This is a genomic window from Methanosarcina subterranea (assembly GCF_055385895.1).
In genome coordinates this window covers 24,784-49,009 of sequence record NZ_AP042426.1, presented here as the reverse complement: position 1 = coordinate 49,009, position 24,226 = coordinate 24,784, and the positions used below count along the sequence as shown (strand labels likewise).

Here is a 24,226-nt window from a genome sequence, read left to right as displayed (position 1 = left end):
GATTATCTCTGCTTGCGCAGAGATCCCGCAGCGAAGAGGCCTGACATAGAAGTTACAAAGAAGACAAAAACTCCTGCCCAAAGAAGATAATACCCGATATCAATACCAAGAACATTTATATTGAGAGTCTTCAAAAGTAGACCTGCAGCCAGGATCGCAAGGCTTACTCCTGTTGTTTTTTTGTTCTGCTTCCGGACTTTTTTATAAGCCCGCATTTTTTCCATCTGTTCTCTTTTTTCCGCCTTCAAGAAAATCTCTCTCCAGTATACTACAAAAATAACCATCATATATGACTGTCAGATTCGACTGTCAAATCTGACTGTCAAACTCTCACTTATACTATCGCAATTTAACCGGCATTCCCGATTCAAACAGCGTACCTTATGGACGCGGCTTCTCTTAACCGATTAAGAAGTGCAGCTCCAAGTCCTGAAGGGTTAAAAGAACCATCAGCCAGAATTACATCCAGACTTTTCGCGTCCAGAGTTCTTAGCCCTTCAAAAAGTTTTCTGGCAGCTTCTTCCGGCTCTTCGTAAGGCCCAAGTAAAAAGCATCCGTGGGCACTCAGTCCTTCAGAAGCAAAAAAGCCTGCGGTCTCATTACTAATTAAAAGCCCTACTTTCTTTCCTTCGAGCAGGTAATTTTCAAGCAGGGTACCAATCTTTTCAGAAACTTTTTTTCTTTCTCCTTCTACAAGCACAACCTGCGTATCAGGAGTATAGTGACTGTACTTCTGGCCTGCCTGTTTCTCAGATATAGCCTCTCCATCTTTGGCTTCAGCTTCCATGTATGTGGGCCTGACTTTACCTATAACGTTCTCGAGTTCGTCAATTCCCACGGCTCCGAGTCGTAGAACCACAGGAGGTTCTACTGTCATATCAATCACGGTTGACTCAAGCCCTATGGCTGTCCCTCCCCCGTCAATAATTACATCAATCCTGCCTGCAAGGTCAGCAAGGACATGGGCTGCCAGACTGGGACTGGGCTTTCCCGAAAGGTTCGCGCTCGGAGCAGCCAGAGGAGTGCCTGCCCTTTTTACAAGCTCCAGAGGAATCCTGTGATCAGGCATGCGGAGTCCTATCGAAGACAGGTTCCCTGAGGTAATTTCCGGGACAATGTCATTTTTTTCAAGAACGATCGTAAGTGGACCAGGCCAGAAAGCATCCATAAGCCTGAAAGCTTTTTCAGGGACATTTTTTGCGACTTTTCCAAGGTCTTCCCTGGAATGGACGAGCAGGCTGAGAGGGTTGCCGGGCGGGCGTTCCTTTGCCTTAAAAATTTTCCGGACAGCGTCAGGGTCGAGCCCATCAGCTCCAAGCCCATAAACGGTTTCCGTGGGGAAGGCAACTGTCCCGCCCCTTTTGATAATTTCTGCAGCCTTGTCAAGAATATCGTCAAAGTTCTCTTCGGATACCCGGAAAAATCGGGTCTCTCTTTTATTTCCGTTTTCTGCTTTCACCAGAAGTAAACCCCTTGCTGATTATTATCCCGCTATTGTTTCTGCCTTTTACATCTGTAACTGTTTCTGCCTGTAATTGGTTCCGGTTATCCAGTCTGGTCCTTACTTAGAAGCTTATTTCTTCAGCCATTTTCCGAGAGAGACTTCAAGTTCTTTGTGGTCCTTCGCATAGTCCTGCAAGCTGACTCCTTCAAGGCTTGCTTCAAGGGCCTGCCTGCAGGCAGTGGCTCCAGCTGCCGTGCCCATCGGGTGCGCATGAATTCCACCACCGAACTGCATAATAACATCTTTTCCGAAGATAGAATAAAGGTCCGGAATCATTGTAGGGGCAAGCCCTCCGGATGCTACAGGGAACATAGGCTTTAGCCCTCCCCAGTCCTGGTCAAGGACGTGCTGGCTTTCATCTGCAGGCACTTTATCGAGCACGCACTGATCTCTGAGATTCAGAACTTCATGCTTTTCTCCGTGCATCTTTCCGACTACAGTGCCTATGTGGAGCTGGTCAAGCCCTACCAGTCTGCAGAGTTTGGCAACTACTAGCATGCTTATCCCGTGGCGTGGGTTTCGGGTATAGGCTGAATGCATGCAGCGGTGAGCATGAAGAGCCAGGCCTGCGTCCTCAGCCTCTTCGCGCAGGGTCTGAATGGCAGTCCAGCCCGCAGGCACGATGTCAACCATTGCATAGCTTGCACCCAGGTCTTTAAGGACATTCATGCGGCGGATCATCTCTTTACAGGTCGGGGCAGTAACATTACAGAGATACATTTTTCGCTCTCCGGTTTCTGATTCTGCCTTTTCTGCGAGCTTAAGGGTGAGTTCGGCTCTCTTTTCAAAACCGTTAAATTTCTGGTCGGTCAGGTTCTCATCATCTTTAACGAGGTCACAGCCTCCGGCAAAGGAATTGTAAGCAACCTCCGCATGTTTTTCGGAGTTCAGGCCAACTTTAGGCTTGACAATAGTCCCTATAAGCGGCCGGTCCTGCACACCAACAAATCTCCTGATTCCCTGCAGCCCGAAATTCGGACCTTTAAACTCACGGAGCATTGAACTAGAGAAGGCGATGTCCTGCAGCCTGAGGTTGTCAACGACTTTCATGCTCAGTATATTTCCTGCAACAGCACTGAGAACCTGAGGGACAGAGCCCAGTTCAAAGAGGTCTTCCGAATAAGCCACCCTTACAGTCTGTGCTTTCTCATTCACGTAAAAAACATGGGGCTTCAGTTTCTCTGCAAGTTCGGGACTCAGTGTAGCAATCTCAGTCCAAGAGTCTATGGAACTTTCCCCTGCCATATGGGTAGCAGCTTCCTCAAAATTCACTCCTGCTGACGGTTCTATGTGGAATTCACAGATCAGATCCGTATCTTTAGGGCTGTAGCCAATATCTATGTAGTCCCTGCGCATGTTGTCTTCTCCTGATTAATAATCATTTTAGAATCGAATTCAGTAAAAATCCAGTAAATACAATAATCGTCTTCGTTGAAGGAAGTAACTGAACATTAATAAGATTTGTTTACTCGTATTAACAGGACCCTAATTGAAGTCTTGACTGAAATGAAAAAATAAAAAAAGAAGCCAGAAATTTGGCTGCTCTATGTGGAAAAATGGCTAAGAAAGTCCTCGAAAGTAAAAATCTTTATGTAACCCTTTTTATTGCTCCAGTTTCAAAGGGTTTCCGATACCAAGGCCCACCAGACGGGTTTCTTTCTGGGCTCCGAAACCCGGATTAAAGTCCTTTCTTTCAAGGTCAAAACGGACCTGCTCTTTCTGAAGCCCGTACCCGTCCATATGGTCGAAAATCAGTTTTTCCATAAGTCCCAACCCATAGTCCACAGCCTCATGATAATTATCTGCAACCTTCCGTTCCATTTCAGAGAACACATGATACTGCTCGGTCCCGTGACCTGCCGGACGGATTAGAATTTCGCTTCTTTTGACGATGTTGCCAGCCAGGGACCCTGCGGCATTGCCCACCTCATGAAATTCCGGAATACGGATATCCGCATCGATAAATTCTCTGAGTTCGGGCACGTAAGCTTTGACAGGAGCCCCTATCATTACGACGGGAATATTGATTTTGAACTTTGTGAAACGAGAGCTTGTCAGTAGTTTTTCAAGGTCTTCCCGTTTGAAATCTTTTGCAAAGAACGTCAGCAGGTCAAGAGCAATATTCCTTGCAAAAGTCTTTTTTATTTCCCTGGAAAAGCTTTCAGGGTCCAGCCCGAGATAGCTGCCAAGAAGTTCTGCTCCCAACAATGAGGCAGTGCTGTTCCATGCCTCATACTCTCCAAGCACATGCAGGGCGTCCGTAGGTGTAAAACCTATGTGGCAAATGCAGCGCTTCTGGACCAGGGAGCGCAGAGCCTTTACGAACTGCAGTGGATGTTTTTTAACTATTTCTGCAATATCGGATACTGAAACTGGCTCATATCCTATAGCATCGAAAATCTGACGTTCATGGTTTTCCAGTTCAAATTCAATAGAGTAATTAAGTGCCTGTATATCATCATCAGATTCAGGACTCCCGCTCCTGACAAAGAAACTAGCTGGCTGGAAGATATCATTCATTATCCTGTCCGAAACTTTTTCGGCTTTCCTCAACTTATCTTCGATGGAAGGATAATCTGAAGCTGCAAAGCAGAGGGGGATAACCCTGTTAGGGCCAATATAAAGTTGTCTCTGTACCCAGATGTGGCTATCTCCTCCCATAGCCGAGGTTCTGATCCTGACCGCCCTGACCATGGTTTTCCAGTTTCCCACTACAGCTCCGTTTTCACTTATTTCGGGAACTCCGTCTTCTATCAGAGCAATATCAGTGCTTGTGCCTCCAACATCCACAGCCACGCAGGTTTTCAAGCCGCTTATATGGGCAGCTCCTACAAGGCTTGCGGCAGGGCCTGAAAAAATGGACTCCACAGGTTTTTCAAGCGCTTCTTCTATGTGTGCAAGAGAGCCATCGCATTTCATTACCATCATAGGAGCTTTGATATCTCTCGCTTCCATCACCGATAAAACAGCCCGGATGAACTGAGAAGTTATCGGGATCAGGCGAGCGTTCAGAACTGCAGTTACTGCCCTTTCATAAGCTCCAAGGCTCAGGGAAAGTTCGTGCCCGCAAACCACGGGTTTATCGGTCAGCTGTTCTATTGTTTTTTTTACTGAAAGCTCGTGTTCCGGGTTCCTCGCGGAAAAATAAGAAGATACAGCATATGAAAAGAGCCTGCCTCTGGTGTCGTTAACGAATTGTTCCGCAGCTTTAAGGTCAAGGCAGCTAACTTCGTTTCCTTTTGAATCATGGCCGCCACCTATGGAAATTGTTTCACGTGCCGGAATACCTCCGTTTACCGTATAGCCTGTCAGAATCAGCCCTGCAGGATGACCTTTACCTTCCAGTGTGGAGTTTGTAGAAAGAGTTGTGGATACCGAAACAAGTTTTATATTGACCAGATACTCCTGCTTTAAGCCTGCAATTACATTTTCTATCCCTTCAACCAGATTGGAATGCGTTGTTAGTGCCTTGTTAAAATCAAGAATCCGGCCTTCTGAAAGATCCATTAAAACAGCATCTGTGTATGTTCCACCAGTATCAATTCCTAAACCAAGTTTCATGGTTTATAATTTATTTTCAAAAAAATATAACATAGCCGATCAGGATTTTGTAAGAGCATAAGATTCTGCAGGAGGGTAAAATATTAAGGGGTATGAAATAATAGAGGGGGCAAAATATTGAAAGAAAAGAACAATGCAGGCAACAGGGAAGGGGGCAGTGAAAAAGAAAAACAGGTAATACGGAGAATGCAGGTAAAAGAAATCTGAAGTTCTCAGGACTTTTTGTATTCTTAACCCGCCTGTCTATTATACTATTATATTATACTATCCACAACCCGCTCTTTTTCTCTGGAGGAGAAAACTCTGTGAACCTGCAGATGCCAGCGCGTACACCCGGGCTCAGGCACTTCAAGCTCTATGTAGTTGTAACATTGAAAGGCTTTTCCCCGGATTTTGGACGAGCAGACTGTTCCTGCACTGACAACAAGCATGTCGTTTAATCTCCAGACCCAGGGAATATGCCAGTGCCCGCAGAGCACAAGGTTCACACCTGAACGGTCCAGAAGTTCAAGAACATCCCCTGCGTCCACAAGCACATTATTTCCCCTGCCTGTCCTGGGAATTGGAATCAGGTGGTGGTGAAGGGCAAAAACCTTAAAACCGTCTGATGAAAAAGCCTCCTTTATCCATCCGTAGTTTTCCCTTCCGATGTGCCCTTCTTCAAGTTCCGGCTGGGAAGAATCAAGCCCTACAACCGTAATTTCACCAAAACGCCCGGAAGAAGACCTGGCCTTGAAAATGTCCTCGAAGAAAAGATAACCTGCATTTCTGGAATCATGGTTTCCGGGAACTATTACTTTGTTTCTGCATTCGATCCTATCAATGAAGTTTTTTGCTCCGTTATACTCGGCTGCGAGCCCGTTTTCCGTAAGGTCTCCCGTAATTACAACAATATCAGGGTTATCCTGATTTATTTTTTCAAGCATTGAATCTGCAATCTCAGGAATGTAGTATGCCTCTGAGAAATGGATGTCTGAAAGATGTACCATTCTTATAATATCTATTCCTCTATGCCTGTTTGTTCATATTTCTGACTTTTCAGGATTAGAATTCGCAGAGTATAATATATAGTTATTCGATTTAGTCTATGTATTAAACAATAGATAAATAATAAGCAAATAAGCTATATTTAGTATATACTTCTCCAGTGTTTAAAAATAGAGCCATATCAAATCAAGAAATCTAATTTGAAAAGTTGAGTAAGGAAAATTGAATAAGAAAAATGAATAAGGAAATTTGAATAAAGAAAAGAATCCGAAGGTTCCCTGAAGAAAAAAAACCAAAAGATTGAGTTGATAGCCAGAAAATATGAAAAATCAGATGAGACAGAAAACAGAAAAAATGAGATTGAACCAGAAATCCGGAACTAAAACCCGACGCTAAAAAGATCGGAGATCCGGTAAAAACAAAAGATGAATGTGTTTGGGAAACACACTCACTTAATCTTTACTTTTTTCTCTTTCCTGCGTATTCGTCCATGCAAGTGCCTTCGCAGCATTTCACTCCCATCCTGTATGCCGCCCTGCCAATCATGTGCCCGGAAATCGGGTTGGTAAGGAGGATGAAAATTGCGACAGTGAAGGCCTTGATGCCCATGGGGGAGGCACCTTCCTGAAGGATAATGCTCAGGAGGACCCCAAACGCTCCCAGGGTACCGACCTTGGTAGTTGCGTGCAGTCTGTTATAGACATCAGGCAGGCGAAGGAGGCCAATCATACCCAGAGATAGGAAAAAAATCCCTATAAGGAGAGTGATAATACTCAGGACGTCTAAAACGAGTTCAACTTCGCCAGCCATCAGAGCACCTCCCCTTTATCAAGGTACTTTGCAACTACAACCGTCCCTACGAAGGAGATTATTGCCAGAAGCATGGCTACATCCATGAGAAAGATCGAGCTCGACTGAAAAGCGTAGAGCGCAAAGATCACTACAAGGGCATTACCCATGGCATCCTCAGCCGCAATCCTATCAGCAAGGGTCGGACCGTACAGCACTCTGTATAAACAGGGTGCTGTTGCAGCTACCAATACTATCAGGGCAAGAAAGTCTGCTTGTTCAAGTGTGATCATCATTCGAATGCCTCCAGTATATAGTGTTCAAGATCATCCCTGATAGAATCACGGACCCCCTGCGGATTGGTTGCATCGATTGAGTGGACATACAGAATGGTTTTATCATCCGAGATGTCCACGGTCAGGGTTCCGGGAGTCAACGTGATCGTGTTTGCAATCCCGGTGATCCCGATATTGGTCTTGGCCCTTATAGGAACTGCGATAATTCCGGGTTTGATGTCGATTTTTGGGCTGAGAACGATCTTTGCGACAACAATGTTAGCTTTTATAATCTCCTTGATCAGCACATAGAAATACTTGATTTTCTTGGGGATCTTTGCCACCCAATTTCCCGTAGGCACTACCACCTCGTCCATCCTGTACAGTTTACTGAAAGGCTGGACAACAACCATTCCGAAGACGAGGCCGAGAAACAGGTTGCCGATGGTTACTTCTCCACTGACCATACACCATACTACCGGGAGTGCCATGTAAGTAATCAAACGACGTTTCATCTAATCACCCTCACTAATACTGCATCAATATACGGCTGCGGATCAGTGATCTGCATCGCTATGGTCTGTGCAACCTCAAGGACCGGGTCGGCAAATAATCCGAGAATGAACACAAGAGCTGCCAGCAGCATGATCGGGCCTACGATCAACATGGACAGTTTGTGATGGGAATACTCCCCGTACTGCGGATCTCTTTCTCCCCAGAACATAAGCATCCAGCCTCTGAACATATAGAACAGAGTAAAGACTGCAAATATTAATGCAATAGCTATAGGGATATAGAATTCCGCTCTGAGGCCTGCATCGAAGAGGGAGAACTTACCAATGAATCCGCCCATTGGGGGTACCCCACCAATGGACATGGCTCCCACAAGGAAAGAGAAAGCCATCAGAGGATTGCTGTTAATCATGCCTCCCATCTTACGCATGTCCCTGGTTTCCGCATGGTGAATAATTCCACCTGAGGTAAAGAACAACATGCTCTTGGCAATGGCATGGTTTACCATGTAGACAAAAGATGCCGCAACAATTAAAGTCCCGCCTGCAATTTCACCTGCATCGAGTGCAATCGCTCCCATACCAAAACCCAGGAAAACATATCCTATCTGGGATACACTGGAGTAAGCTAGCAAACGTTTAACATCATTCTGTCCTATCGCAGCTGTGGCTCCAAGTCCTATAGTGATAAGAGCGAGCAACAGAATGATCGGTCCGTACACTCCTTTGAGAGGTGCAAAGATAACAAAGAGGATCCTGAGTATACCATAGGCTCCGATCTTGATAATCACACCACTGAGCATCGCACTGATCGGGGACGGCGCTGTGGGGTGAACATCCGGAAGCCAGTAGTGCAGGGGAAAGACTGCTGCTTTTCCAGCGAACACGATGATGAAGAGCAGGCCAATAGCGTACAGATGCCAGGGCATTGTTCCTGCTTCGGCAAGGATCCTGATCTTAAGCGCAATGTCAGCCATGTTCAGAGAGCCAATGGATGCGTACAGGGAAGCGACTGCAATCAGCATCACGTTTGAACCGAGCATGTTCAGGACAATATACTTCATGGTAGCTTCCATCTTATCCGAGATCTTCGTAACCTTTGAGGTTTCGTTTGCAACGATCAAAGCTCCTGAAGAGAGCAACATGATCTCGAAGAAGACAAACAGGTTGAAAATGTCGCCTGTCAGGAAGATTCCGATGATACCTGCAAGCATAAGGTTGTACAGGGAGTGATATGTCAGGCTCAGGGATTTACTCTCTATGTAATTATAGGAATAAATCAGACCCATACAGCCTATAAGGCAGGTCAGGACAACCATACTTGAACTCAAGAGATCAGCTACAAGCACGATTCCATACTTTCCGAACTCACCTATCTCATATACTATGATTCCATCGTTCCAGACTGTATATATAAGCAGCCCGCTTAAAGCCAGCAGACTGACACTCGCTATCATATCAATAGCCTTCTGGAATCCAGGGTAATTCTTGCCTATGATGGTAATAGGGGCCATCAGCAAAGGTATGGCGATCAGGAACATGGGCAGATGCTGCATTAAAAAGCTCATCCCCACAACCTCCTGAGTTCCCTTACATCAATAGTACCATATTCTTCATTAATGCGATATGCAAGGGTCAATATGAAAGCAGTTGTTGCAAGTCCGATAACAATTGCCGTGAGCACGAGAGCCTGTACAAGTGGATCCACGAAATTTGTATACGGATTGGTTGTTATCGGCCCAATAATGCCAGCTGTTATGTTATCGGCGACGACCAGGCCCTGGTCGAGACCATGCACAGCCTGGTGGTGCTCCAGGATAGGCACGAGGGTACCTTCGCTGAAGACCCCACTCGCAACAATATACAGGTTTATGGCATGGGAAACGATCCCGAAACCGATAATAACTTTCATCATATCCCTGCGCAGAATCAGAAAAGTCCCGATCCCGAAAAGCAGAGAGATAGTAAGCGCTAGTAAGGCATTGTTCATTTTCTACCCTCCAGACCTTTATCTGTGCTTACTTTTGTTACGATGAACAGAAGCCCTCCGACGACCACGAAATATACTCCAAGGTCAAAGAACATGGATGAGACAAGTTCAAGCTCACCCACATGGAAGCCTCCCAGGATTAAGGGCTTTAGCTCAAAAGCACTTCTGAAGTAGTTGTGGCCTGCAAGCATAGGGGATATGGCCGTAATGCTTGCAAAAAGCAGTCCGTATCCAAACCAGGTATGCCAGTCCGGGTTCCAGATTTTCTTGACTTCATCGAACCCGTATGCCACGTAGATAAGTCCAATTCCGGAAGCACAGAGCACACCGCCAATGAAACCTCCACCCGGGCGGTTCCCACCAATCAGCAAAAGATCGATTGAGTAAAGCATGCTTATCATCAAACAGATCTTTGCAATTGTTTTGGTAATTAACGTGGTCACTCTTCCTCACCTCCCTCAGCCTTTCCAGCCCTGCTCAGGATCAGGTTATATACACCAAGGGCTGCCAGGGAAAGAACCGAAATTTCTCCGATAGTATCGTATCCTCTGAAGTCCACGACTATCACATTTACTACGTTAAGTCCACCTGTCAGCTGCAAGCTGTTTTCCATGAAGTAGGAAGAGAAGGACTCAAACGGCCCCAGGAGACCTATGTTTGCGTTTACCATAACGGCAAAGACTGAAAACGCAACTACTGCTGAAATTATAAAGTTTACCATAACCTTACCTGCCGGCATCGGTTCCTTGAATTTTTGAGGAATCTTCATGATTACCAGGACGAAGATAATGGTAGAAAGGGTTTCCACACAGACCTGAGTCATTGCAAGGTCGGGGGCTTTGAGGTACACATAGAGCAAGGATACCAGGAAGCCTAATGCTGAAAGAGACAGGACTGCAGGCAGATATCTCGGGATAACCGTAGCACCAAGCGCTGCCGCAATCATAAGGGCATACAGCACTATTTCATAGGGCTGCGAACTGAAGTTCATGCCAGCAGGCAGAATGTCGCTAAAGCCTATACCCAGTTTATAGATAGGCCAGGTAATAAGGAAGATCATGAAAAGCATGACAGCTTTGATATAAACTCCGATAGGTCCCGGCTGGGTAATTGCTCCAAACTTGGCGGCTATGCCTTTTGCATTGTTTACGGTTGCATCATACCAGTAGTTCACGCTAACCCAGGGAAGCTTTGCATTGAAGCTGTTCTGCCAGGCAGCTATTGAGTCATAGAACTTGTAAAGCACAATACCGATGGCAAAGGTTGCTATCGTCATCAGAAGCGGTGTGGTAATTCCATGCCAGAGCTTTATATGAAGGTGTTCTGCATGCGGGACAAGGCCGCTGTAGGCAGGCTGAATCAGGGTTTCAACCGGGAATTTGGGATAGAGCCCGAAGAAGATGATCAGACCTGCAAGGAAAACTGCAGGAGCTAGCATGACCCAGGGAGCATCGTGAATGTGGTGAGGGACATCATGGTCGTGGGTCCTATGCCCAAGGAATATCCCGTCTATCAGTTTGATAGAGTACATAAGAGTAAATACACCACCGAGCACTGCGACAGCCGGGAAGACAATAGCCCATGGACCTCCATAAGTTTCCGAAACCAGCGCCCCGATCTCAACGGATGTCTCATAGAACATTTCCTTGCTCAGGAACCCATTAAGTGGGGGGACACCTGCCATTGAGGCCGCTGCGATCACCGCAACTATAAACGTTTTTGGCATTTCTTTACGCAAACCGCCGAGTTTTCTGATATCTCGGGTTGTCGCCTCGTGAGCCACAATACCTGCTACGAGGAAGAGGGTAGCTTTGAAGGTTGAGTGGTTCAACAGGTGGAAGGTTGCTGCAGCAAAGCCCAATCCCGGGTGTTCTGCAGTACTGTAACCATACATGGTCATCAGATAGGCCAGCTGGCTAATTGTCGAGTAAGCCAGAATAGCTTTGATGTCGGTCTGCCTGAAAGCCAGGAAACCTGCCATCACCATGGTTATCATACCTGTTCCTGAAACCAGAATCAACCATTCGGGAGTACCCGAAAGGATGGGGTGCATCCTTGCAACCAGATAGACACCAGCCTTGACCATTGTAGCCGAGTGCAGGAAAGCACTGACAGGGGTCGGAGCTTCCATTGCATTGGGCAGCCATATATAGAACGGTCCCTGAGCAGATTTGGAAGCGGCTCCCAGGAAGATCAGAACAAGGATTGCAACATAAAACGGACTTCCATGGAATGTTGAAAGGATTTCGGAGTTCTGAGCGACTTCAGAGATTCCATAGGTGCCTGTAACAACCCTGAGCATCAGGAAACCTGCGAACATTAGAAGTCCGCCACCGGCAGTTATCAGAAAAGCCTTGGTTGCGCCGTATACGGATTCCGGTCTTTCTCTCCAGTATCCGATAAGCATAAAAGACGTTATACTGGTTAATTCCCAGAAAACAAACATCTGGATCGTATTATCTGTATAGGCAATGCCCAGCATTGCACCCATAAAGAGTAAGAGCCACTGGTAATACCTTGGCAGGTCTTCCTTTGTGGACATATAACCGTTTGAATAGGACATGATGATAACACCAACGCCTGAAACGATTAATGCCAGGAGAACAGCCATGCCGTCTCCGTAAAAGTCTAAGGATAAACCAGCTGTCGGCATCCAGTCCCACGAACCCTTTACAGGAGTGCCTGCCATAGCGTACGGGATTACCTGAGCATTCAGCACAAAACACGTAAATGCAATAAGTGCCGAAATCCAGCCAATCCTCTGTTTGAATACGCGATATAATACAGGTAATGTCCATGCGAGTATAAATGGTAAAAAGACAGCTATTACTATTGCATTAAATGGATCCATTAATCATCAACCCAACCTCTGTAGTTTTTGGTTATTAATAGTGAATACTAGTCAGGTTCAAAAGTTTCAATCCAGAATTCAATCCACATAGAAAATAAAGATATAATGTAATCTTATATTTCCTCGCGTATACTCTTTTGTCATATAGTAAAAATGTTTCGGTTTTTACTGGACACATCTTCAGTATCAAGCAAACTATTTTGCGTCCAAAATTGCACACGAAATCTTCCCAAATTATTCCATTATTACAGTAGATACCTCCCTTTCAGAACTTCAGATTTATTAGATAATTTAAAGTACATCCCGCTTTCCTGATTGAAATTTTAGATATACTCAGTTCTTATTGCTACCGATTCTATCATGATAGAGGTTTAATGGAATGTATGCGAAGTACTCCAAATTAGAACTAAATAAATATGAAGGACTAAATCGATAGCATAAGGTTCACTAATTTCCATGTGGATTCTCAAATATTTGAATATTTCCAAAAAACACTATCAAGAAAAACAGCAATTTCGAGAAAAAAATATGAAAAATAAAGGTCAGAGAAATTTTTTTTCCTTTTTAAGTAGCAATTTGATCAAAAAAGTTAACTAAATTAATTAATAAGTTACCCCCTCGATCAGTATAATTTATTTAAATCATTAAAACTGTGAATCAGAAGATTTAGTTTGAGAAAGCAATAGAGAATGATTCAGTAGCAGGCTCATTTGAATTAATTCTATATTTAAATATATATGATTGTATGCCAAAAAAATGAAACTTGCATATAAAATGAATTAAATAGATAAAAAAAAGAATTGTGCGCATTGAAAGTAAAAAAAATCAAAATAGAAAGAAACTCGAAAAAAAGTTTTTTGTCAAAAAAAAGAAACGGTTGACAAAAAAAGTTCACAAAAAGGAAAAGAGTATATCTAACATAATTCTTCGAAACTTTCTGTCTGAAACTGTCAGTGAAGTGTTCTGAAACTGTCAGTGAAGTGTTCTGAAACTGTTTTCAAGAATAGGATTCCTGATAGTGAATGATAATTATAAAATTTACCTGGCGGACTTTAAAAACCCCATGACTATTATAAAACAACGTGTATTTTAAAAAGTACATGTGCCAGATAAAAAGGCGCAATGAACCGCTACATAGATGAGCCCAATTCCGCAAGCACAGAGTACGCCGCCAATGAAACCTCCGCCAGACCTGTTCCCACCGACCAGTAAAAGGTCGATAGAGTACAGCATATCTATCAACAGACAGATCTTTGAAACCGTTTTGGTAATTAAACGCAAAGATCTATGCGAACCAACAAACTACATTCTAGGTCAGAGATAAAAAGGTATAGTGAATTAAGATACAAAGATCCGTAAAATGCCATTAGTAGAAACTGCCGATAAAAAAATCCAGAATTATTTTCTCTTTTATAATTAAAAATGGCTAAAAGAGGTTCATAATTATTTCTCTTTCATAGTAAAGAGGAGAAAAATAATAATCTTCTGTATTACTGGTTATAATGAGCATATTTATCAGGGTTCAGGCTTTGTTTCCTGTCCTTCACCCTGAAAGGTGTTCTCTGTCTTTTCTATAATTAATTGATCTCTATTGCTACAGGACTTTCTTCGGGGCAACGCCTGAAGGTGATCTCAAGCACCCCATTTTTGTAACTTGCTTTTGCACTCTTCGGATCCACAAGGACGGGGAGTTCTACGTCTTCGGAATATTCAGAAAGCCCAAGGACTTTAATTTCAAGGTGTTGAGATGTAGCGTGCAGCAGGAGATTTTCCTTTTCAGTCTCCGGGAATTCTGCAAGTACATGCACCATGTCCTCATTTTCAAATATGTCAATTAAAGGTTCTTTTGTTTCTGGGGTAAAGAAGTTCTCTTCGTTTTGAGAGTATTCCGGAACGTTTCCGAATTCCCGGAGTTCAGGATCTTCCCCCGGGCGGTGAATGATCGAAAATCCGTAAACAAAGGGGACGGACTCTCCCATTTCTTCCAGGAGGGCTTCGATCATCTCTTCCAGGTTGTCAAAAAGTTCAGACCCAAAATCTTCAAAGAAATCCTTTCTTTTTTTTGTGCCCACCATTATTACCTCTTATTTTCCTCTCGCTCCCGAATCACTCTATATTGATCGAAGTTCGGGAACTGGATTCCAGCCGGTTAAAGGTAACTTCCAGCACACCATTCTTATATGTGGCTTTAGCGCTCTGGGGGTCCACCTTTATGGGCAGTTCCACACGCTCGGAATATTTTGGATTCCCATCTAATGTTTCGATGTCAAGTATTAAATCAGTTGCGTTCAGTTGAATATTTTCTTTCTCGATGCCCGGCATCTCGGCAATCACATGGACTGTTTCCTCGGTTTCCAGTACATCAATAAGGGGTTTTCTTATGTCAAGGTACCGTTTTTCTCCGGTCTCCGTCTGCTCAAACATCGGAATATTTCCGAATTCCCGGATTTCAGGCTCTTCCCCTGGACGCTGGGTTACGGAAAAACCGTAAACAAAGGGATGCTGCCCGAAGTTATCCATGCTCATTCCCATAGCTGTGCTAAGGCGCTCAAATATTTCTTCCATATCCTTCAGGGGATCAATTCCGAATATTTCATCGAAAAAACTTCTTTTTCTCCTGTCTCTGTCCATCTCATCACATCATTATTAAGTTATGCGTCTTGAGTTTCTTAAGTGAGTATTACTCAAATCAATAAGGCCATTAATTGAAATCAAGAGGCTATTAATTGAAATGATTACTCTTTTTAATAAAAATTAAAAAAGCCGGCATTTACCGGCACTTCAGCATTTCAGGCAAAGTCTCACTCAGCCTGCAAAAAACTTGGGATTTCTTTTCCCTCTATTTTCTTTTCCTGTTCTTTTGATTCAGAATCTTCTTTTTTTACTTCGGAAGCTTCTTCCTCAAACTCAGTTGCATACCTGGCAAAGAGTTCGGCACTCTTTTCGTACGCATTCAGTGTTTCTCTGGAGGTTGTAGGCTTTACACGGCGAATTGCTTTTTCGAAGTGTTTTTTGGAAAGCCGAACATCTCCTGCTCTCTCCTGAATGCCCTTTCGGTCGATACCCGGAGTAACTATTTCCCTGAGGGCAAGCATTGCAGCTTCCCTGCAGATGCCTTCAATATCTGCACCCACATATCCCTCGGTCATATCAGCAAGTTCTGAGAGCTTTACATCTTCTGCAAGGGGTTTTTCTTTTGTGTGGATCTCAAAGATCTTCTCCCTGCCTTCTTTTCCAGGAGGCTTGATGTAAATAAGCCTGTCAAAGCGGCCAGGTCTGAGGAGAGCAGGATCTACCATGTCCGGCCGATTTGTAGCAGCGACTATGATTACATCCTTGAGTTCCTCTATCCCATCAAGTTCCGTAAGGATCTGGCTGACCACCCTTTCGGAAACGTGAGTGTCGGAAACGGAGCTTCTTTGAGGAGCAATCGAGTCAATCTCGTCAAAGAAGATTACAGTCGGAGCAGCCTGCTTTGCTTTCCTGAATGTTTCCCTGATTGCACGCTCGGATTCTCCTACATACTTGCTGAGTAGTTCGGGGCCCTTAATGCTGATGAAGTTAGCCTCACTTTCGCTTGCAACGGCTTTTGCAAGCAGGGTCTTGCCCGTACCCGGAGGTCCGAACAGCAGTATGCCTCTTGGAGGTTTTATACTGACAATCTTGAACATTTCAGGATACTTGAGGGGCCATTCCACAGACTCGATAAGTTCCTGTTTTGCTTTTTCAAGTCCACCTATATCATCCCAGCCCACATGCGAAACTTCAATGTAGACTTCCCTCATTGCCGAAGGTTCGATGTTCTTCAGGGCTTCTCTGAAGTCTTCCCTGGTGACCATGAGGTTGTCAATGATTTCCTGCGGGATCTCCTCTTCGATATCGATTTCAGGAGTGATTCTCCTGAGAGCATGCATTGCAGCTTCCTTACAGAGAGAGGACAGGTCAGCTCCTACAAAACCATGGGTTACATCTGCAATTTCGCCAAGGCTCACTTCATCTTCAAGAGGCATGCCTCGTGTGTGGATCAGGAGAATCTGCTTTCTGCCGTTCCGGTCAGGAATTCCGATTTCGATCTCCCGGTCAAACCTTCCGCCGCGGCGGAGAGCCTCGTCAATGGAGTTAGGACGGTTTGTGGCAGCGATTACCACTACTTCACCTCTGGACTTGAGCCCATCCATCAGGGAAAGTAGCTGGGCAACGACCCTTCTTTCCATTTCTCCAGTGACTTCACTGCGTTTGGGAGCAATGGAATCGATTTCGTCTATAAAGATAATGGAAGGTGCGTCCCTTTCAGCCTCTTCGAAGATCTCTCGGAGTTTCTGTTCACTTTCTCCATAGTATTTGGAAACGATTTCAGGACCGCTGATGGTGATAAAATTGGCATCGGTTTCGCTTGCAACTGCCTTTGCAATCATTGTCTTGCCCGTTCCGGGTGGCCCGCGGAGAAGGACACCTTTGGGAGGCTCGACCCCCAACTTCTGGAAGAGTTCAGGGTGCCTCATTGGCAGCTCGATCATTTCCCTGACAAGCTGGATTTCACGCCTGAGCCCACCTATATCTTCGTACGATACACCTTCAGGCGTCTTAATTTCTTCAATGGATTTTTCTTTAATGATAATTTCAGTATCTTTGGTAACAACAACCGGGCCTGCAGGCCTTGTAGATGCTACGACAAAAGTCAGAGGGTTATTTACAGTTTCAACCCTTATCTGCTGGCCTTTGTTCAGAGGTCTGCCCTCGATTATTCTCAGGATATAATGCGCCCCGCCCACAAGCCTTACAGGCTGGGATGGAGCAAGTGTAACCCTCTGAGCGTGTTTTGCCTGGACTTTCTGGATCGTAACCCTATCATCAATTCCAACCTTCGCATTGCTGCGCAGGTTTCCGTCGATTCTGATCCTGTTCTCCTGCCCGCGCTCGACATTCGGCCAGACAATTGCATAAGTCTTGGATTTGCCCGAAATTTCAATTATATCCCCACTTACAAGCTCCATTTCCTGCATCAGGCGGGTATCAATTCTTGCAATTCCCCTGCCCACATCTTTATGATAAGCCTCAGCTACTCTCAGATTCATTTCTTCAGTCATTTATTTTCAACCCCGGTCTCACATATTTTCCAGTACTGCTGATTATTTTTAATCGTATATTCAACAAAACCCCTTTCTGCAAGGTCCATAAGATTAGACATTATAACGCTCGGATGAAGACGCAGATTATAGCAGAGGACAGCCGATGTAGCCTCATTTTTAAGAAGCTCGAACAGAAGCTCACATTCTACAGGATTTCTGGCAGCCCCTTCAATTGAGTCCAGGCATTTGTCCATCAATTCCATATATTCAACCTGCAGCTGCTTTTGCATTTGCACAAGCTGTTCCTGCCTTGCTTTGAGTTCCTGGAGCCTGTTACTCAGTTTCAGGAAGAAGCAGGACGATTCATTCCTGGCAATATTTTCTTTCTTCTCGACAGCAGATCCTTCCCCTTTTTTCTCTCTGTCAAAATTAATGTCCTGAAGAGACACTGTATATGCATAAGGTGATACGGACACCTCAAGTCTCATATTATTTGCAATATTGAAGTACTTGCGCCTCTGATCATCCACACTACATTCGATCAGCCCTGACTGTTCTAACAGGCTCAGATGACTGATAATCGCCTTTGGCCCTACCCCCAGCCTGCCTGAGATTTCACTGACATAGCATGGGCGATTTGCAAGAAGCTGAATAATCTTCCTGCGGTTTTCATTCCCCAGGATGTCAAGTAGTTTTGCTGGGTCCATTTTTTCCCTCTGGTAATTATCGAAATGTTATGATGTATAATTAGCTATAAGTTTTGAATTTTATTTTTTATATATTTTAGTCATAATTATTATAATATATGTTTTATATTTGGCACAGATTTAATAGTGACCCAGGCTTTTTCTGCAGTTCGTTTGAGTTGTTGTCTTCCTGCTACCCAATCTCCGGTAAAGAGAATTCACGATCCGTATGGAAGCAGTTACACAGAAAAATCTTCCTGGAACCCCTGGCCAGAACACCAATTATTATACGTGCATAATAGTTACTAACCATTAGTTATCATTCATGATATATAAATATTACTGATGCTCACGTTTTGCATGAAAATCACTAAAAAGAGAAAAAAACTGCGAAGAGCAAAAAACCACAATAAACAAATGAAATAAGAAACTAATTTTAACTGAAAAATTAAAGCTTGGTTGGAAGGATTATGTTGTCTCCAAACCGGAATGTGAAAATCAAAATTTGCGTCTTCATCGGACTTGCATTTCTAGTACTTGCAAGCCCCGCATCAGCAGATACCCTTACAGTGAACAACGGTGGGGAAGAGGATTACAAGTCAATACAGAAAGCAGTAAATGATGCAAATCCAGGAGATACAATTCTCGTTTATCCCGGCACTTACAAAGAGAATATTGTCGTTGACAGGGAATTAAGAATCATATCAAAATCCGGAAATCCGGAAGATACCATCGTCCTTGCTTCTACTCAAAATGAGCATGTCTTCAAAATTGCTTCGGATAATGTGACAATTAGAGGATTAAAAATAAAAGATGCCTCGGGAAATCCGGGGAACTATAAATATGGGATTTATCTTGACGGGATAAAGAACTGTATAATTGATAACAATTACATTTCAAACAATAGGGAAGGCATTTTTTTAATTGATACCAGTAACAACACCCTTATCAACAACAAGCTTCCGAAGAACAATGACGCCGGGATTATACTCATGTCTTCGGACAATAACACGATAATGAACAATCATATGTCAGGAAATGTCGCAGGTATCATCATAATTCATTTTTCCTCCAATAACACGGTAGACGGAAATGCAGTCTCGGAAAACACAATAGGCATTGACATCCAGGGAGATAACAACACTATAAGGAACAATGCCATATTGAATAATGGGAAATACGGAATGGGCATTACATCCTCTGCTGATAATGCGATAAGCAATAACACAGTAAATTCGAACAAAAGAAACGGTATCTGGATTGAATTTTCGAAGAACAACACCCTGAAAAACAACACTATAAGCTTTAATGGCATGGATGGTATCTTCTTACTTTACTCAAATAATAACACATTAAGTGGCAATAATGCTTCGAATAACATAAACCAGGGGATCTGCCTGATGGACTGCGACTATAATATTCTCCATAACAACTTTGTGAACCAGAATAATGCAAACGGCATCCATCTCTGGAACGAAGGAACTGAAATTGATGATGATGCCATTTTTGAATGGGGAGGGTCAGGAGACAATATTCTAAGCAACAACACCGCTTCAAATAACACGATTTACGGCATCTACGTTGGCATTTCAAGCGACAACAATACGCTGAAGAATAATTCGATACACTCAAACGGAAAATACGGAATTTTTCTTGCGGAAACCAGCCGCAATAACGAGCTTGAAGATAATAGTATGGATTCAAATCAGCTGGGGGAGGTTCTGGTCAGTTCCGATGATACTCTTATCGGCTCCAGCGAACTCGACACACCTGAGATCAGTGCACAGGAAATTGGGAAAGAGTCGGGGATGCGGTTAACAGACATGCCATTCATCGGTTGCTTTATGACAATAGCCATTGTTGGGATGGCATCAATCATTGTGAAAAGAAAAAAGGGATAAGGTACCTGATCTGGAAAGACAGGATAGATGGACATAAGGAATGAGATACCGGGAAACATTTACTACCAGGTTGTTAAAATGCTTTAATCATCAGAATTTGATCGCCATAATTTGAGGTTTCAGCCGTTACTTTCCAGGCAGGATAGTATGTAGTTTGACCTGCATATCTGCAGGGGTAAGTATCAAAACCATTGTAATAAACAAACTTGACTTCAATGATCCTGACCCTTCCCAGTGAAAACATTGGCAGATTACCTTTCTGAGTGATGAAATTTCGGTTCCTTACCTGCTGGACTATATACTTGTCTGAGTCGTTGAAACCCGCTGTCTGGAAACCTACTATTCGTATGGGTTCCGGATCTGTAGCACTATCGGTTAAGTTAAACCCTTTTTCTATAATTTCGTTATTTGCAACAAGGAAATAGATTTCCCCAGTATATTGATTAATATAAGACTCGCTGGAATTAATAAAACTGACATTCAGGGTGCTTAAGGAAGATTTCCCCTGATATACCGGGAGTTGATTTACAGGTATTGAAGGCACTTCAGTATCAAGGGTTACTCTTTGATTTATAAAGGTGTTCCATATCTGTACAGTCCCTCTATAAGGCATATCCTCTTTCATAGGAGGATAATAATTAAAAGATTCATAATAAAGAGGCAGAGCAGCATAGTATAATACTGCCATGCCAATAATGATTAGAATTACAGTTTTTGCTTTTTCCTGCATATGTATTAAACCTCCTAGGCAGATTCAATCCCGATTGCGATAGGATATTCCGAATGGTCTATGAGGTCGATATGCAGTTTTTCAGAAAAACCAGGCCCGGTAGCATAGTTAGCCCTTACTTCCTGTTCGAAGGTAAGGTTTCTATCCAAAGTAATTTCATACCTGTAAATTTCGGGTTCCGCTCTAATCTCAGAAAAAGAAATTTCATTGCCCGGATTCAATGAATAAGTCTTGCAGAATATTGATTCATTATAGAAGTCCAGGATGTCGATACTTATCTCATGCGTTTCCTTATCTTCATTTTTCAGGAAGAAATGCAAAGGATCCGAAGAAAACTTCTGCTCTAATTTTTCTTCGGCATTTTCGTTGTAATATCTGCATATGAGATGGACAACTCTTCCATTACATTTTTTATCCGTAGCTGTAATTCTATAAGAAAGTGTGTGAAAATCAACGTTCATGAAGCCGTCAATTGTATCGTTGCCTACTGCAAAAACTGCACTGCTCTGCGGCTTTCCGACAATGTATCCAGCATAGGTTGTCTGTGAGTCAGGAGTATTAGTTTCTTTCAGCTTCAGTTCAAAGTTCTTTCCCATCAAGCTTAGACTTACAGTCCCGTTTGAAGCGGACTCCCTGAACCTTTGAGGGTTTACTATCACGGCTTCAAAATCCTCGCAAGTCACCGGGATCTCGAAAGAACGTCTGTCAAACTCTACTCTTTCAAATATGCTACCTTCATCGGCCATGCAGCTTTTAATCAGTGAAGAACTTCCCGCTGAACCGGAGGCAAAAATGAATCTAAAGGGATTTAACGATTGTTTCAGTCTTTCTCTGTCTTTTTTCCAGTCCATTATAAATACTGTGTGAACAATTTTCCCGTCAGATACCTCAGAGGTAACTGCAATATTATACATCAGGTCTTCAAACTCTATAGAGCCGCTAAGTAACTCGCCGCATACGTAGAAGGTTGCCTTACTTTGAGGTATTTCTTTAATATGCCCCGAGTAGCGATGCGATTTCCCCCCATTAAGTCTGGAAATCTCCTCGATTTCTACTTCAAAATTTCTCTCTAATAACCTGAGATTTACACTCCCGTTTGCAGCGGAGTTCTCGAATTCTTCAACGTCTATTGTAATAGTTTCAAAACCATCCCAGTATTCATTGGACTCAAATGGAATATCCTGAACCTCGATCCTCTGAATGATATTATTACCAGAGGTCCCTGAAAGTTCCCGAAGCGACCTTTCACCTGAAGCAATTTTATCGGGTTGCGCTCCAGGACCTTCAGGAGTTTTAACTTTACTATTATCATCAGTTAAAACCAGAAATCCTGAGAGAGCAGCCAGAATCAGAAAGGCAGCAAGTATTCTTTCTGTACTACTTAAATTCATTCGAATCCCCCAGCTCGGAAATAATAAATAACAAACTCTCCAAACAGATATAGATCTGCACTCTTTCTAGAAGAACTTTGCTCTATTACTTCATTCTTTTGTGGGTTTTTGCCCTGATGTCGATAAAAAGAATGAGGAAACGGCAGATCACTAAAGATAACTATAGAAAATTATGCTTGAAAACTATATCATGAAGAAAAGAGAAGGAGTTTTGCAGATGAATTTAAAGCAGAAGACTTGATGGAAAAGATAAAGGTCAGAGGTTATCTCTGCTTCTTTGATTTTGATTTTTCTTTTTGCCTTTCCTTCTGCTGGTTAAAAACGGAGGGCAGATGGAGAGCATATGAACCTTCTTCCCTGATTGCCATAACAAGTTCTTTTCGCTCTAAAAGAGAATCCAGATTAAGTTCGTAAGAGCCGGGGCCGAGAATCCTTACGGACTCTACCCTGTTCTCATCAGTTTTACTTTCGTTTCCTAATTGTTGACCCCTGTCTTTTTCTCCGGATGCAAGGGCCTCGTCAATATTCCTGACAACCTCGTCCAGAGAGGCTTCAAGATCCAGTTTTTGTTCTTCCAGAGCGGGCCTTCCCTGGTTTTCCAAGCCTTCTGGCTCTTTTTTCACATAGAGGAACTTATTCCAGCCGCAGTTCGGGCAGCCGCTAAGGACTACAGAATCTCCGTCTTCAAAAATGGTTCCGCATCTGGTACATCTATGGGGCATGAGTTCACCGGTAATCAATAATACGAACTTAATTAATGCAGGATTTATAATTTTATAATGGATATCTTACTTAGATACGTATTTACTTAGATATGTCTTAGAGATACTTATTGCTTAAATATGTCTTAGATAGATATCTTAAACTGATCATTAAAATGGCAATTTAAATAGGCAATTGAATTGAGTATGAGATTTATCTTTTATAAGAAATTGGCACGAATACCAGTATACATTGATACGTATATCAGTATACATTAAATGATATCTTAGATAAATACCTTTAATAAATATGTATATTTGTATTTACAGTTTTTTTATTTAGCAGTTTTAACGAAAAATTTACTTTCAACCGGAGGGATTCCTATCCTTACCGGCTGCAAACCTCCTGCTTTCAATAGTCCTGCTTTCAATAGATAACTTCAGTGGAGAGATTATTTTAGTCCTGGTATCGAATGTAACCTTGAATGCGAACTACTGGTGCCCAGATTAATAGTGCACAGACTATCGGTACACAAACAGGCAATAAGGTTATTTAGAGAAGTTTCCAGTACTTCTTTCCATCAATAACCTCAGAACTGGTTCTACGTATTCGGTCCATCTCTTCCATAACTTCCGGGAGCCTGCCAGGTTGGGTAATTTCAAAAACTACCGGGTCAAGGGCATGATTTGTATAAAGACTGTGTTTAAGGTCTTCAAGGCTCCAGAGCTTATGAGGGTTTTTCCTCATGTTTTTTGTCAGGATACTTATCATGTCTTCCATAAAATTCCAGGGGTAGACGATCCATGCCCAGTCTTCAAGCCGCTCTCCCACATAATCAGGATCAATTTTTGAGCTCCCCAGGTATTGTAAGGAAGCGGTTCTAACCTCTTTCGGGCTCCGGCCTTCGACATAAATTTTAGCACTGATCATACTTTCTCCGGTATCCACAATGTCATCAACGATAAGCACTTTTTTGCCTTCGATTACATTGTCTGAGAGAGGATACCGTATATAAGGTTCGCCGGTGTCAATAGCTGCAGATCCTATGTAATGTTCGATTTTAAGGCTGGACAGGTCATCGAGCCCAAGAAAATCACACAGCACACGTCCCGCAAACCAGCCTCCTCTGGCAAGTGCGATAATAACATCCGGCTCATATCCGGAGTTTTTGATTTCTCTTGAAATGTTTCGGCACAGGTTGTAAATGTAATCCCAATTAGTAAGCACACATCTAAACGATTCTATGAAAAACCCTCCCGGATCCGAAACCCGGTGCAT

Annotated in this window: 22 protein-coding genes; 1 reads left to right on the top strand and 21 read right to left on the bottom strand. The window is 43.2% G+C overall.

All coding sequences use genetic code 11. The features are described from left to right. Window positions 1–2: 2 nt before the first annotated feature. From ACZ5A8_RS00230 to ACZ5A8_RS00150, 17 genes are all read right to left on the bottom strand, one after another. On the bottom strand, window positions 3–248 hold the full coding sequence (locus ACZ5A8_RS00230) for a hypothetical protein (protein ID WP_464531576.1): 246 nt from the start codon (window positions 246–248) through the stop codon (window positions 3–5). A 119-nt stretch (window positions 249–367) separates the two neighbouring features. Beyond that, the gene (locus tag ACZ5A8_RS00225) at window positions 368–1,459 is read right to left on the bottom strand and encodes an L-threonylcarbamoyladenylate synthase (RefSeq protein WP_464531575.1); all 1,092 of its coding nucleotides are present in this window, start codon (window positions 1,457–1,459) and stop codon (window positions 368–370) included. A gap of 114 nt (window positions 1,460–1,573) precedes the next feature. Beyond that, window positions 1,574–2,860, bottom strand: coding sequence for a type III ribulose-bisphosphate carboxylase (gene rbcL / locus ACZ5A8_RS00220; protein WP_464531573.1), 1,287 nt, complete (start codon window positions 2,858–2,860; stop codon window positions 1,574–1,576). 246 nt (window positions 2,861–3,106) lie between these two features. Next, window positions 3,107–5,065, bottom strand: coding sequence for a hydantoinase/oxoprolinase family protein (locus ACZ5A8_RS00215; RefSeq protein WP_464531572.1), 1,959 nt, complete (start codon window positions 5,063–5,065; stop codon window positions 3,107–3,109). A gap of 254 nt (window positions 5,066–5,319) precedes the next feature. Next, window positions 5,320–6,054: a metallophosphoesterase family protein gene (locus ACZ5A8_RS00210; protein ID WP_464531571.1), complete on the bottom strand. Its 735-nt coding sequence runs from the start codon at window positions 6,052–6,054 to the stop codon at window positions 5,320–5,322. Between the two features lie 457 nt (window positions 6,055–6,511). Further along, entirely contained in the window at window positions 6,512–6,862 is a 351-nt protein-coding gene (mnhG, locus tag ACZ5A8_RS00205; RefSeq protein WP_322225541.1) for a monovalent cation/H(+) antiporter subunit G, read from the bottom strand. Further along, on the bottom strand, window positions 6,862–7,137 hold the full coding sequence (locus ACZ5A8_RS00200) for a cation:proton antiporter (RefSeq protein ID WP_322225542.1): 276 nt from the start codon (window positions 7,135–7,137) through the stop codon (window positions 6,862–6,864). The genes mnhG and ACZ5A8_RS00200 overlap by 1 nt, the downstream gene beginning before the upstream one ends. After that, window positions 7,134–7,631 carry a Na+/H+ antiporter subunit E gene (locus ACZ5A8_RS00195; protein WP_322225543.1) on the bottom strand — a complete coding sequence of 166 codons (498 nt, stop codon included), beginning with the start codon at window positions 7,629–7,631 and terminating at the stop codon, window positions 7,134–7,136. Before ACZ5A8_RS00195 ends, ACZ5A8_RS00200 begins: the two co-directional genes overlap by 4 nt. Next, window positions 7,628–9,196, bottom strand: a complete 1,569-nt coding sequence (locus tag ACZ5A8_RS00190) for a proton-conducting transporter transmembrane domain-containing protein (RefSeq protein WP_322225544.1) — start codon at window positions 9,194–9,196, stop codon at window positions 7,628–7,630. The genes ACZ5A8_RS00195 and ACZ5A8_RS00190 overlap by 4 nt, the downstream gene beginning before the upstream one ends. After that, window positions 9,193–9,618 (bottom strand): NADH-quinone oxidoreductase subunit K, encoded by a 426-nt coding sequence (locus ACZ5A8_RS00185; protein WP_464531569.1) that lies wholly within the window; start codon window positions 9,616–9,618, stop codon window positions 9,193–9,195. The genes ACZ5A8_RS00190 and ACZ5A8_RS00185 overlap by 4 nt, the downstream gene beginning before the upstream one ends. Then, entirely contained in the window at window positions 9,615–10,061 is a 447-nt protein-coding gene (locus ACZ5A8_RS00180) for a monovalent cation/H+ antiporter subunit B (protein ID WP_322225546.1), read from the bottom strand. The genes ACZ5A8_RS00185 and ACZ5A8_RS00180 overlap by 4 nt, the downstream gene beginning before the upstream one ends. Then, the gene (mbhE, locus tag ACZ5A8_RS00175) at window positions 10,058–12,469 is read right to left on the bottom strand and encodes a hydrogen gas-evolving membrane-bound hydrogenase subunit E (protein ID WP_464531567.1); all 2,412 of its coding nucleotides are present in this window, start codon (window positions 12,467–12,469) and stop codon (window positions 10,058–10,060) included. The genes ACZ5A8_RS00180 and mbhE overlap by 4 nt, the downstream gene beginning before the upstream one ends. A 1,089-nt stretch (window positions 12,470–13,558) precedes the next feature. Continuing rightward, on the bottom strand, window positions 13,559–13,750 hold the full coding sequence (locus ACZ5A8_RS00170; protein ID WP_322225548.1) for an MnhB domain-containing protein: 192 nt from the start codon (window positions 13,748–13,750) through the stop codon (window positions 13,559–13,561). 296 nt (window positions 13,751–14,046) lie between these two features. Beyond that, a complete protein-coding gene (locus ACZ5A8_RS00165; protein WP_229390516.1) occupies window positions 14,047–14,544 on the bottom strand; it encodes an Hsp20/alpha crystallin family protein in 498 nt (165 codons plus the stop codon). Between the two features lie 31 nt (window positions 14,545–14,575). Next, on the bottom strand, window positions 14,576–15,100 hold the full coding sequence (gene hsp20 / locus ACZ5A8_RS00160; protein ID WP_229390515.1) for an archaeal heat shock protein Hsp20: 525 nt from the start codon (window positions 15,098–15,100) through the stop codon (window positions 14,576–14,578). A 170-nt stretch (window positions 15,101–15,270) separates the two neighbouring features. Continuing rightward, a complete protein-coding gene (locus ACZ5A8_RS00155) occupies window positions 15,271–17,556 on the bottom strand; it encodes a CDC48 family AAA ATPase (protein ID WP_464531566.1) in 2,286 nt (761 codons plus the stop codon). Continuing rightward, window positions 17,553–18,245 carry an ArsR/SmtB family transcription factor gene (locus tag ACZ5A8_RS00150; RefSeq protein ID WP_464531564.1) on the bottom strand — a complete coding sequence of 231 codons (693 nt, stop codon included), beginning with the start codon at window positions 18,243–18,245 and terminating at the stop codon, window positions 17,553–17,555. Before ACZ5A8_RS00150 ends, ACZ5A8_RS00155 begins: the two co-directional genes overlap by 4 nt. A gap of 470 nt (window positions 18,246–18,715) precedes the next feature. On the opposite strand from ACZ5A8_RS00150, the gene ACZ5A8_RS00145 reads away from it, so the two are divergent. Further along, complete coding sequence (locus ACZ5A8_RS00145) at window positions 18,716–20,125, top strand: right-handed parallel beta-helix repeat-containing protein (protein WP_464531563.1); 1,410 nt, start codon at window positions 18,716–18,718, stop codon at window positions 20,123–20,125. Window positions 20,126–20,198: 73 nt separating this feature from the next. Here ACZ5A8_RS00145 and ACZ5A8_RS00140 read toward each other — a convergent pair whose 3' ends face one another. The 4 genes from ACZ5A8_RS00140 to ACZ5A8_RS00125 form a co-directional block, all read right to left on the bottom strand. Next, window positions 20,199–20,855 carry a hypothetical protein gene (locus ACZ5A8_RS00140; protein WP_464531562.1) on the bottom strand — a complete coding sequence of 219 codons (657 nt, stop codon included), beginning with the start codon at window positions 20,853–20,855 and terminating at the stop codon, window positions 20,199–20,201. A gap of 14 nt (window positions 20,856–20,869) precedes the next feature. Further along, on the bottom strand, window positions 20,870–22,246 hold the full coding sequence (locus ACZ5A8_RS00135) for a hypothetical protein (protein ID WP_464531560.1): 1,377 nt from the start codon (window positions 22,244–22,246) through the stop codon (window positions 20,870–20,872). Between the two features lie 263 nt (window positions 22,247–22,509). Continuing rightward, entirely contained in the window at window positions 22,510–22,968 is a 459-nt protein-coding gene (locus tag ACZ5A8_RS00130) for a Zn-ribbon domain-containing protein (RefSeq protein ID WP_229390510.1), read from the bottom strand. A gap of 532 nt (window positions 22,969–23,500) precedes the next feature. Next, on the bottom strand, window positions 23,501–24,226 hold the full coding sequence (locus ACZ5A8_RS00125; RefSeq protein ID WP_464531559.1) for a phosphoribosyltransferase: 726 nt from the start codon (window positions 24,224–24,226) through the stop codon (window positions 23,501–23,503).

Coding starts and splice junctions, on each gene's coding strand:
- rbcL (WP_464531573.1), bottom strand. CDS start 2,860: ATGCGCAGGGACTACATAGATATTGGCTACAGCCCTAAAGATACGGAT.
- ACZ5A8_RS00215 (WP_464531572.1), bottom strand. CDS start 5,065: ATGAAACTTGGTTTAGGAATTGATACTGGTGGAACATACACAGATGCT.
- ACZ5A8_RS00210 (WP_464531571.1), bottom strand. CDS start 6,054: ATGGTACATCTTTCAGACATCCATTTCTCAGAGGCATACTACATTCCT.
- mnhG (WP_322225541.1), bottom strand. CDS start 6,862: ATGGCTGGCGAAGTTGAACTCGTTTTAGACGTCCTGAGTATTATCACT.
- ACZ5A8_RS00200 (WP_322225542.1), bottom strand. CDS start 7,137: ATGATGATCACACTTGAACAAGCAGACTTTCTTGCCCTGATAGTATTG.
- ACZ5A8_RS00195 (WP_322225543.1), bottom strand. CDS start 7,631: ATGAAACGTCGTTTGATTACTTACATGGCACTCCCGGTAGTATGGTGT.
- ACZ5A8_RS00190 (WP_322225544.1), bottom strand. CDS start 9,196: ATGAGCTTTTTAATGCAGCATCTGCCCATGTTCCTGATCGCCATACCT.
- ACZ5A8_RS00185 (WP_464531569.1), bottom strand. CDS start 9,618: ATGAACAATGCCTTACTAGCGCTTACTATCTCTCTGCTTTTCGGGATC.
- mbhE (WP_464531567.1), bottom strand. CDS start 12,469: ATGGATCCATTTAATGCAATAGTAATAGCTGTCTTTTTACCATTTATA.
- ACZ5A8_RS00165 (WP_229390516.1), bottom strand. CDS start 14,544: ATGGTGGGCACAAAAAAAAGAAAGGATTTCTTTGAAGATTTTGGGTCT.
- hsp20 (WP_229390515.1), bottom strand. CDS start 15,100: ATGGACAGAGACAGGAGAAAAAGAAGTTTTTTCGATGAAATATTCGGA.
- ACZ5A8_RS00155 (WP_464531566.1), bottom strand. CDS start 17,556: ATGACTGAAGAAATGAATCTGAGAGTAGCTGAGGCTTATCATAAAGAT.
- ACZ5A8_RS00150 (WP_464531564.1), bottom strand. CDS start 18,245: ATGGACCCAGCAAAACTACTTGACATCCTGGGGAATGAAAACCGCAGG.
- ACZ5A8_RS00140 (WP_464531562.1), bottom strand. CDS start 20,855: ATGCAGGAAAAAGCAAAAACTGTAATTCTAATCATTATTGGCATGGCA.
- ACZ5A8_RS00135 (WP_464531560.1), bottom strand. CDS start 22,246: ATGAATTTAAGTAGTACAGAAAGAATACTTGCTGCCTTTCTGATTCTG.
- ACZ5A8_RS00130 (WP_229390510.1), bottom strand. CDS start 22,968: ATGCCCCATAGATGTACCAGATGCGGAACCATTTTTGAAGACGGAGAT.
- ACZ5A8_RS00125 (WP_464531559.1), bottom strand. CDS start 24,226: ATGCACCGGGTTTCGGATCCGGGAGGGTTTTTCATAGAATCGTTTAGA.